Raw genomic sequence first — 9,496 nt, 5'->3', positions numbered from 1 at the left:
GGAGGTCAAGAATCTCGTATCCAGCGGCGCCGTCGATCTGGGCGTCTTCGCCCAGGCGGTGCATGCCTCGGAGATGCCGCTGACATCTGTCGGGGGAGGGCTTCTGAACCGTGTTTCCGCCGATGCGCCGACCGCGCAAAAGCTTGCGGGTGAAGTTTACAACGCCGAGCCGACGCAGGCCGAACTGGAAGCCCTGAACCTGCATCCGATCAAATGGACCGTGACCTCGCCCTATCGGCTGACCTGCAACAAGCCGATCAACCAGATGTCCGACCTGGCAGGCCTGCGCGTGCGGGCTGTGGGCGGCGCCTACGTGCCGATCTGGATGGAAGCCTATGACATGGTGCCAACGCGTGTTCAGGCCACAGAGATCCGCGAAGGATTGCAGCGCGGCACACTGGATTGCAACTTCGGACCGATCGAATGGGTGCCCTTCTTCTCGCTGCAAAGCGTTGCCCCCTATGTCTCGGACATCAACACCGGCACGTTCACGACTTTCCAGCTTTACGCTCCCAGGACGACGTGGGAAGCATGGCCCGAAAGCGTGCGTGAGTTGATGACGGAAGTGGCGCAGGATGCGATGCAGAAGGATCTGGAATGGCTGGAAGGCGCCGAGGCCGAGGCTTACGCGACCTTCAATGAAGCTGGCGGCCAGATGGTCGAACTCGCCGACATGGACGCTTTCGTCGACAAGTCACCCGACATGATCGCGGTTTGGGAGGAAAGCATGGGCGACGACGGCCTGGGGGACACAATCGCCCCGATCATTCCCTTGCAGCGCGAAGCGGCCAAAAGCTTCGAATAATGCGCGCAAGCAATGAAAAAGAGCAAGGGAAGCGCGGGTTTGTCGCTTCCCTTGCAAGTATCGGCCGCGATGCGACAGTGCTGGAGCGCGCGGCGATCTCGATCTGCGCGGTCACATTGTTCGTCGTGATGGCCGTTGGAGCAGCCGATATCATCCTGGGGGAGGTTTTCGGAGTCTTTCTGTCCTTCAAGGTCGATATGTCGGGCACTTTGGCGGCAGCGGCGATCTTTCTGGCCTGGCCGCTGGTCCAACGGCACCGCGCGCATATCGGGGTCGATCTGTTCCAGCCCTATCTGCCGCGCGCGGTGAAGGTGGCCGGATGGTGGCTCAGCCAGATGATGGGCCTTCTCGTGTTCGGCCTCATTGCCTATGGTGCGATCGAACTGGCGCTCGACAGCGTGTCATTCTGGGAAAAATCCGCTGCGACGCTGGGCTATCCGATCTGGCCTGCAAAAGTGGCCTGCGCGGTCGGGGCCTTGCTGACGATCATGGTTCTGGTCCTTCAGGCGATTGGTGGATCGAGCCGGGAGATACCTGAACAATGAGCGGCCTGGAGCAAGGCGGACTGGCCTTCGCATGCCTTTTGATGCTCCTGGCGATCGGTGTGCCGGTCGGCGTATCGCTCGCGGGTGTGGCCGCGATCGGCCTTTACCTGAGCGTGGGCGCGTCCTTCGTTCTCACGACGTTCAAGACGACCCCCTACACGCTGGCCAGCGACTATAATTTCGTCGTTGTGCCCATGTTCGTCCTCATGGGCGCGATCGCCGGCCGGGCCGGTATCATCGGCGATCTTTACGGCGCGGCGCAGGCCCTGCTGAGCCGGGTGCGTGGCAGCCTGTTCATGGCGACCATCCTTGCGCAGGCAGGCTTCGCGGCCGCCTCGGGCTCCACGGTTGTGGCCTCGGGGGTCTTCACGCGAATGGCGCTGCCGGAGATGGTGAAATTCCGCTACGACCCCGGCGTGTCGGCCGGCTGTATCGCGGCGGCGGGCACGCTTGCGGGGCTGATCCCGCCGTCCATCGCGATGGTGCTTTTCGCCCTGCTGACGGGCGAACCTGTGGGCGCGCTGTTGATCGCCGGCATCCTGCCGGGGCTCTTGACGGCGGGAGCCTACATGCTGGGCATTCGTGTCTTCTTGCAATTTCGCCCAGAGTGGGCCCCGCCCCTGAAGGAAAAGATCACCTGGCCGATGCGTTTCCGGGCCATCAGCAAGGTCTGGAGCGTGCTGCTTTTGATGGTGCTGGTCATGGGCGGTATCTATTCAGGCCTGTTCCCGCCTTCGGCTGCCGGTGCCGTGGGCGCGGCAGGTGCGCTTTTCATCGCCCTCTCGATGCGCCGGATCGGGGCCGGCGGCATTTGGGATTCGCTGCTCGAATCGGCGCGCATCACGGCGATGATCTTTCTGATCGTGATCGGCGGCCTGATATTCAGCCGCTTCCTGTTGATCAGCGGCTTCATCGGCGACATCCGCACCCTTGTGACCACCGCAGAGCTTGGCGTCTTCGGATTTTTCGTCATGGCGGTGGCGCTGTTCCTGATCCTGGGCATGTTTCTTGACTCGGTGTCGCTTCTGGTCATCGCGGTCCCGTTCCTCTTTCCGATCAGCCAGGCCCTTGGTATCGACGCGATCTGGTTCGCGGTGATCATCGTGAAACTGATCGAGATCGCGGCCATTTCGCCCCCTGTCGGGCTGAACTTGTACGCGGTGCTGGCATCTTCCGGAGGGCTTGTGCGCACCGGACAGCTTTTCAAGGGCGTGTTGCCCTTCCTGTTCATCGAGATGATCGTGTTGGCCCTGCTGCTCGCCTTCCCGGCGATCGCAACCTTCCTCCCGGCGACGATGGGATAGGCCATGCGCTTGATCGACTTCTTTGACCGCTCCGCCGCGCTTTCGCCGGATGCGCATTTCGTCAAGCAGGGCGAGATCGCCCGGACATATGCGCAATCACAGGCCAGCACGCATCGCATTGCCGCGGCCCTGGCACGCGACGGATTCGGCCCCGGAACCCGCGTCGGGATTTACATGCACAACGACTGGCGCGGCCTGGAGGCGATGCTGGGCCTATTTCGCGCGGGGTGCGTCATGGTGCCAGTCAATGTGCGCAATTCTGTCGGGCAGAACGCGGCAATCCTCGGCGATCTTGGCGTCGAGATGATGTTTTATCACAGCGCCTATCGCCATGAAGTCGAAGAGGTGGGCCGATCCTGCCCGGCAATCCGCAGCATGATCGCGATTGATGGCGATGAGCCGAGCGCGATGGGGGCCTGGAGGGAACCCGCCGGGACACTGGCACCGGATATCGCGCATGATCCGCAGGATCTGTGGACGCTGTATTCGACATCGGGGACAACGGGCCGATCCAAGGGGGTGCGCCACACGCATCTGACCAGCCTGATCACGTCGATGGACATGTTGCACGCCATGCAGGTGCACGGCCCCGTGCGGCACCTGGTGGCGGCGCCGATGACGCATTTCGCCGGGACATTCATCTTCGCGCTGACGATAACCGGCTCGACGCATATTCTGATCGACAGCGCCGAGCCGGGCGAGCTGCTGGCCGCGATCGAGCGAGAACGCGCCCAGATCCTGTTCCTGCCTCCAACGGTTATCTACCGCATGCTGGCAGACTCTGCCCTGCTCGCGCATGACTATTCCAGCCTGCACCGGTTCGTTTACGCGGCCGCGCCGATGGCGCCTGAAAAACTGCGCGAGGCGATCGCGGCCTTCGGTCCGGTGATGAGCAATTTCTACGGTCAGGCCGAGGCCTTGGGGCCGATAAGTTTCCTGCCGCCCGAAGATCACCGCCCCCACGACGGGGAACCATGGGACCGGCGTTTGATGTCCATCGGGCGGGCCTCGATCATGCGACGCGTCGGAATCGTGGACGGGGACGGCCAACCCGTACCACCCGGCACCCCCGGCGAGGTGGCGGTCAGGGGCTGGGGTGTCACGCCGGGCTACGAAAACAATACCGAGGCCACCGGAGCCGCCTTTCGCAATGGCTGGTATCTGACCGGCGATATCGGCGAAATGGACGCCGACGGATACGTGACGCTCGTGGACCGCAAGAAGGATGTAATCATCTCGGGCGGGTTCAACATCTACCCCGCAGAGGTCGAGCGCGAATTGCTGGCGCATCCCGACGTCGTGGAGGCGGCGGTGATCGGCGTGCCCGACCCGGACTGGGGCGAGGCGGTCAAGGCCGTGGTCGAACTGCGCGCTGGCGGCACGGTTGACGCCGCTGACCTGATCGCCCTGTGCAAAGACCGCATCGGCAGCTTGCGCGCGCCCAAATCGGTGGATTTCGTCGAGGCCTTGCCTCGCAACGCGACCGGGAAGGTGCTCAAACGCGAGATACGCGCCCCTTACTGGGCCGGACGACCCCGGGCGATCTGAGCAGCCTTCAGCCACTGGGCACGATAGGTCTCGATAAGGTCGGCCGCAGCGTGCAAGTCCGTCGTTGCTCCGCAGCCGTGTCCCATGCTCCAGACAGTTTTCCACGACGAGATATCCAGCGCCCCCGTGTGCAGTGCCTCGCCGTCTGCGGTGATGATCCCTTCGGCAATCAGGCTCTCGCGTGCAAAATTCGCCGGTATTCCCGTCACAAGATCGGACAGTGCCACGCCATCGGCGCCGGTCTTGACCACCATGTCCTTGTGGGCCGGCTGCGCAAGGCTTTCATGCGTGGCGATAAAGGGTGTGCCGACATAGCCCAGGTCGACATCGAGCACCTCCAGCGCGAAAAGTGCGGCTCCAGAGCCGATGGCCCCGGCCACCGCGATCGGCCCGTCGAAAAAGGCGCGCACCTCGGCAACGAAGGCGAACGGGTTGAGCCACCCGGTGTTGCCCCCTGCCCCGGCGGTCAGAAGAATCAACCCGTCGGCACCGGCGGCGACGGCCTTGCGCGCGTGTCGCACCGTCGCGACATCCGAGAAGACCAGCCCTCCGTACTCGTGCACCGGCCCGGCGACCTTGTCCGGCGGCCCCACCGATGCAACCACGATCGGGGCCTTGGCCGCGACGGTCGCCGCCAGATCGGCGTCCAGACGTGCGTTCGAACTGTGGACGATCAGATTGACACCCCAGGGCGCGCCGTCAGCGGTTTCATCGCTGATCCGCGCGAGCCATGCCGCGAGGTCCTCGGGCGTTCGGGCGTTGATTGAGGGGAATGCCGACAGGGCACCCGCGCGCGACGCGGCGATGATGAGGTCGGGCCCCGAAATCAGAAACATCGGCGCAACGAAAAGCGGCAGCGTCACCTGTGCGCCCAACGCTGCGCGCAAACCTGCGCCTGTTCGCTCTGACGGCCCCATGCCTGCTCCCCCTTTTCTGATTGTTAAATCTAACAATCACCTGTTTGGCAAGTGACGAATTATGCTTTACGATCGGGCGACAAGGGAGGCACGATCACGGCGCAAAGCACACAGGCCCGAAGAGGCGGGCGCCGCAAGGGTGCTCATGTGTGAACGCCTACGGGTCGCAGCCCTTTCGCAAGAACTCGCAGAAGGCAAGGAACATGACTGACAGGCTCGACGATCCACAAGTTTATCTGCCCGATCTGTTTGCCACGCATGCACGGCATTATCGCGACAAGGATGCGGTGATATGTGGTGATCACAAGCGCAGCTGGGGCGACTTCGTATCGAATATCAACCGGGTGGCCAATTATCTGATCGCTTCGGGCGTCAGCAAGGGCGACCGCGTGGCGGTGTTGATGGGAAACTCCATCGAGATGCTGGAATGCCTGTTCGGCTCGATCCGCGCGGGGGCCTGTGTTGTCCCGCTTTCCGGTCTCCTGACGACCGAGCAACTGGAAAGCCTGCTGCTTGATTGCGACGCGGTCACAGCCTTCGTGTCGGATGAGTTCCGCGACCGGGTTGCGCCTTTGAAGACGCGCATGCCCGCGATTCGCAGCTGGGCCGCGTTCGGGTTCCGGCAGGATGGCTGGGACAGTGTGGAAACACTCTTGCAAGCAGGCTCCGACGTCATGCCGGATATCCGGCACGCATTGGACGATCCGTTCAACATCATCTACTCGTCAGGCACCACAGGTTTGCCCAAGGGAATCGTGCAGACCCATCGGGCACGCCTGCATTGGGCCTTTTCGAACGCGGTCGAGATGGGTTTTACATCCGATAGCCGGGCGCTGACGACGACGCCGCTCTACTCCAACGGAACGTGGCTGATGATGCTGCCGACCCTCTTTGCGGGCGGCACATTGCATGTCATGCCCTCGTTTGATGCGTCCGGGTTCCTCGCGACGGTCGCGCGCGAGAAGATCACGCATACCTTCATGGTTCCGGCACAATACCTGATGGTTCTGGAACGCCCGGAACTGGATACTGCCGACCTGTCGAGCCTGCGGACCGTCCTGTCCGCAGGGTCCCCCTTGCGGCGCGACACCAAGCGGCAGGTGATGGAGCGGATTTCGCCCGGCCTTTACGAGCTCTACGGGTTCTCCGAAGGCTTCGCCTCCATCCTCAAGCCACACCAGCACGCCGAAAAGTTCGACACGGTCGGCACCCCGGTCCTGGGATTCGAAGTGCGAATTCTCGATGATGACGGCAATGAACAACCCCCCGGGACGCCAGGCGAAATCGCGGGGTATGGCGCCGGCATCATGCGTGAATACAACAAACGCGACGCGCAAACCGGCGAACTGATCTGGCGCGACGAACGCGGCCGCACCTTCATCCGTTCGGGCGATGTGGGCGTGATGGACGAGGACGGGTTTCTGAAGATCGTCGACCGCAAGAAGGACATGATCATTTCCGGCGGCTTCAACGTGTTTCCGACCGATGTCGAGGCCATCGTCGGCCAGCATCCGGATGTGCTGGACGTGACCGTGATCGGCGTGCCGCACGAGAAATGGGGCGAAAGCTGCCTCGCCCTTGTCATCCCGGTGTCGGACGCCAATGCCGAACCGGAGACGATACGCGACTGGGCCAATGAACGGCTTGCCAAAACCCAACGGCTTGTCGGGGTCGAATTGCGTGACGAGTTCCCGCGCAACGCCCTGGGCAAGGTCATCAAGAAAGATCTTCGCGCCCCGTATTGGAAAGACGCGGCCAGCTGAGCCGCAAAGCGAATCCCGCGACGAAAGCGTCCCGCCTTTAACCCGAGACATCAGATAAAGGCGGGAAGGGCGCATCAATCAAGCCATGCTCCGCGCCCCGCCAAAAGCAGTGTTTCAGGTTTTTGGCGGAGCGCTTTGAGGCAGGAACCGCCCCATGAGATCGCAAACGCCTCTGCATGGCGCTGCTTGCGTCACCGCTTCGCGCTCCCCGCCAGGGCGCTTCCTTTTGGAGCGCGGATGTCGGGGCGGCGTCAACTCGCTTGCGCCCATGCGCCTGTCCCACCACCGGTCAGCAGCTTTCAGTGGCTGCCGCGGGATTTACCCGCATCAACGACGGCGGCAGCCGCTTCGAAGCGATTGAACGAAGGATCTTGCGATCTCCTCTGGTGACGCCCCGCGATCGGGCCCGCGATCGGGGCGGTACCATACCGGCACCCAGTTGAGCGCCCCGAAAAGCTGTAGGCGCAACAGTCCCCTGTTTACATCATCAGGCAGATCGAGCGCGTCGAACAGCTCCTTGAAAATCATCTCATACGCGTTTCGATGCGCCTTGAGCTTGTCGTTGAGCTCCTCGCGCTCTTCCGCGAAATTCGGCGAGATGATCGACACCATGTTGCCGGTTTCAAGCAGTCCTTCCAAATGCGCCACGGCGGCATTTTCGATCCGCTCCCATGGCTCTGTGCCCGCCGCCACGGCGGCCTCGACACGTTTGGTCATGTTCGCGACCACGCGTTCGTGGATGGCAAGCAACATGTCTTCCTTGGACGGGAAGTGATAATAGAGCGACCCGGGCAGCATATCTACCGCGGCGGCGATATCTCGCATCGAGGTGCCATCGAAACCATGGCGCGCCATCAGGTCGGCCGCCTTCATGATCACCTCTTCGCGCTTGTTGCGGCGACGCGGCTTGGGTTTTTCGTCTGGTGTTCCGGACGCGTCCGGGCGGGATGCCACGACATTTCCTCCTTGAAGATGACCGGTCGCCCGGTATCACGTCATTCTATCAACTGTTTGTTTGAATATCGAATCCCAAACCTCTAGCCTGTTACGACAAATTCAAGCGAGGGTGAAGATGGCCACAGGTCAGGTCACGGTAAAACACCAGGGTCCGGTTGCCGAAATCACGTTTTACAACTCCGACGAGGGGGTGATGGATCGTGCGATGGAGCACCAGCTGGTCGAGGCGGTCGCGGCAATCGATGCTGACCCCACAGTGCGGGCCTGCGTTCTGTCCGGTGGCGCGCCGGGTGTGTTCATCCGGCACTACGATCTAAAAGTCCTGGCGCCTCAATCGGCCTCGATGGCCGCGCGCGAGATGGAATTCTCGATGGATCGCCCGGTGCGCGAGGGGCCGATTCATGTTGCCCTGCGCAGGATTGAAGACAGCGAGAAAATTTTCATCGCCGCGCTGAACGGCACTGCGATGGGAGGGGGATTCGAGCTTGCACTGGCCTGCGATCTGCGGATCGTCGAGGTGGGCCCCCACGAATTCGGCCTGCCCGAGATCAACCTGGGCATCCTGCCCGGGGCCGGTGGCACGCAACGGCTGCCGCAACTGGTCGGGCAATCCAGGGCGCTGCAAATGACCCTGACGGGCGATACGCTGAGCCCGGCGCAGATGGTCGAATGCGGGCTGGCGCTGGAGATGGCCGAGGATGCGCGCGAGGCGGCACATGCCCTGGCGCGACGCATGGCGGGCAAACCCGCGCGCGCGGCCGCGCACATCAAGTCCTTGATACGCAGCGCGCAGGCCGGCGACAGTGACGGCCATGCGCGCGAGCGCACGCTGTTTGCCGACTTGATGGTGCAGCCCGAGGCAACCCGCCTGCTGGGCGAAGGCGCGTCGGGATCGCGGCGGATCACCGACGAGCCGTGACGCGCTTCAGCTGCGGCTCTCAAGCAGAATGATCGAACAGGCGGCCTCGTCAAAACCGATCACGCCGCCGCCGTTCTCGGCCATGGCGATACGCGCGCCGTCGGCCTGGCGCTCACCCGCTTCGCCACGCAGCTGCAGGGCCAATTCGTAGATCATCGACAGGCCGGTGGCGCCGACCGGATGACCCTTTGACACAAGCCCACCAGACAGGTTGACCGGCAGCTTGCCGCCCAGCTTTGTTGCCCCGCTTTCCACCATGGCGCCGCCTTGGCCATCCTCGGCAAAGCCCAGCATCTCGATCTGGAAAATCTCGCAAAAGGATGTCGCGTCATGCAGCTCGACAAGATCGATCTGCGCGGGGCTCAGCCCAGACTTGTCATAGGCTTTTTTCGCCGCGATCCGGCTCAGGCCCGGCTCGTCCGCGTCCCGGTACTTGCCACCTGTCAGAACCGATCCACGCACCTTGATGGCACGGTCGCGCACCTCCTTGGGTTGCTTTTTCAGCACGTCTTCGGACACCAGGATCGCGGCCGCCGCTCCATCACCGATTGGCGCAGCCATCGACCGTGTGATCGGATAAGAGACCTCGCGGTCCGCCAGCGCCTCTTCGACCGATACCTCGAAGCGGTATTGCGCCTTCGGGTTCATGGAGCCATGCCAATGGTTCTTGGAAGCCGCCATGGCGATCTGTTCCTGCCGTGTGCCCCAGCGTTTCATGTGCCAAGCGGCCTGCATGGC

The 9,496-nt window shown here is 62.8% G+C and carries 9 protein-coding genes; 6 read left to right on the top strand and 3 right to left on the bottom strand.

Annotated features, from left to right (window positions below; all coding sequences use genetic code 11):
• The 4 genes from dctP to ACESL9_RS15465 form a co-directional block, all read left to right on the top strand.
• Window positions 1–805 (top strand): TRAP transporter substrate-binding protein DctP (gene dctP / locus ACESL9_RS15480; protein ID WP_372675122.1); only part of this gene is annotated, 805 nt, incomplete at its 5' end.
• Window positions 806–882: 77 nt separating this feature from the next.
• Complete coding sequence (locus ACESL9_RS15475) at window positions 883–1,350, top strand: TRAP transporter small permease (RefSeq protein ID WP_372675121.1); 468 nt, start codon at window positions 883–885, stop codon at window positions 1,348–1,350.
• Window positions 1,347–2,654, top strand: a complete 1,308-nt coding sequence (locus tag ACESL9_RS15470; protein ID WP_372675119.1) for a TRAP transporter large permease — start codon at window positions 1,347–1,349, stop codon at window positions 2,652–2,654. The genes ACESL9_RS15475 and ACESL9_RS15470 overlap by 4 nt, the downstream gene beginning before the upstream one ends.
• A gap of 3 nt (window positions 2,655–2,657) precedes the next feature.
• Window positions 2,658–4,202, top strand: a complete 1,545-nt coding sequence (locus ACESL9_RS15465; RefSeq protein WP_372675118.1) for an AMP-binding protein — start codon at window positions 2,658–2,660, stop codon at window positions 4,200–4,202.
• Here ACESL9_RS15465 and ACESL9_RS15460 read toward each other — a convergent pair.
• The gene (locus ACESL9_RS15460) at window positions 4,172–5,119 is read right to left on the bottom strand and encodes an NAD(P)H-dependent flavin oxidoreductase (RefSeq protein ID WP_372675117.1); all 948 of its coding nucleotides are present in this window, start codon (window positions 5,117–5,119) and stop codon (window positions 4,172–4,174) included. The two genes, ACESL9_RS15465 and ACESL9_RS15460, sit on opposite strands and share 31 nt — an antisense overlap.
• Before the next feature lie 203 nt (window positions 5,120–5,322).
• Between ACESL9_RS15460 and ACESL9_RS15455 the strand changes: the two genes are divergently transcribed.
• Window positions 5,323–6,882, top strand: coding sequence for a class I adenylate-forming enzyme family protein (locus ACESL9_RS15455; protein WP_372675116.1), 1,560 nt, complete (start codon window positions 5,323–5,325; stop codon window positions 6,880–6,882).
• 327 nt (window positions 6,883–7,209) lie between these two features.
• Here ACESL9_RS15455 and ACESL9_RS15450 read toward each other — a convergent pair whose 3' ends face one another.
• Complete coding sequence (locus ACESL9_RS15450) at window positions 7,210–7,836, bottom strand: TetR/AcrR family transcriptional regulator (protein WP_372675115.1); 627 nt, start codon at window positions 7,834–7,836, stop codon at window positions 7,210–7,212.
• 118 nt (window positions 7,837–7,954) lie between these two features.
• On the opposite strand from ACESL9_RS15450, the gene ACESL9_RS15445 reads away from it, so the two are divergent.
• The gene (locus ACESL9_RS15445) at window positions 7,955–8,758 is read left to right on the top strand and encodes an enoyl-CoA hydratase/isomerase family protein (protein ID WP_372675114.1); all 804 of its coding nucleotides are present in this window, start codon (window positions 7,955–7,957) and stop codon (window positions 8,756–8,758) included.
• A 6-nt stretch (window positions 8,759–8,764) separates the two neighbouring features.
• On the opposite strand, the gene ACESL9_RS15440 is transcribed toward ACESL9_RS15445, so the two are convergent.
• Window positions 8,765–9,496 (bottom strand): thiolase family protein (locus tag ACESL9_RS15440; RefSeq protein WP_372675112.1); only part of this gene is annotated, 732 nt, incomplete at its 5' end.

Origin of the sequence: Aquicoccus sp. (genome assembly GCF_041686535.1) — a bacterium.
Lineage (GTDB): Bacteria > Pseudomonadota > Alphaproteobacteria > Rhodobacterales > Rhodobacteraceae > Aquicoccus.
Note: the sequence above shows the minus strand (reverse complement) of the source record. Positions and strands in the feature narration are given on the sequence as shown.

Excerpts from the sequence above, each read along its gene's own strand:
- ACESL9_RS15465 (WP_372675118.1), top strand. The coding sequence starts at position 2,658 with ATGCGCTTGATCGACTTCTTTGACCGCTCCGCCGCGCTTTCGCCGGAT.
- ACESL9_RS15460 (WP_372675117.1), bottom strand. The coding sequence starts at position 5,119 with ATGGGGCCGTCAGAGCGAACAGGCGCAGGTTTGCGCGCAGCGTTGGGC.
- ACESL9_RS15445 (WP_372675114.1), top strand. The coding sequence starts at position 7,955 with ATGGCCACAGGTCAGGTCACGGTAAAACACCAGGGTCCGGTTGCCGAA.
- ACESL9_RS15455 (WP_372675116.1), top strand. The coding sequence starts at position 5,323 with ATGACTGACAGGCTCGACGATCCACAAGTTTATCTGCCCGATCTGTTT.
- ACESL9_RS15470 (WP_372675119.1), top strand. The coding sequence starts at position 1,347 with ATGAGCGGCCTGGAGCAAGGCGGACTGGCCTTCGCATGCCTTTTGATG.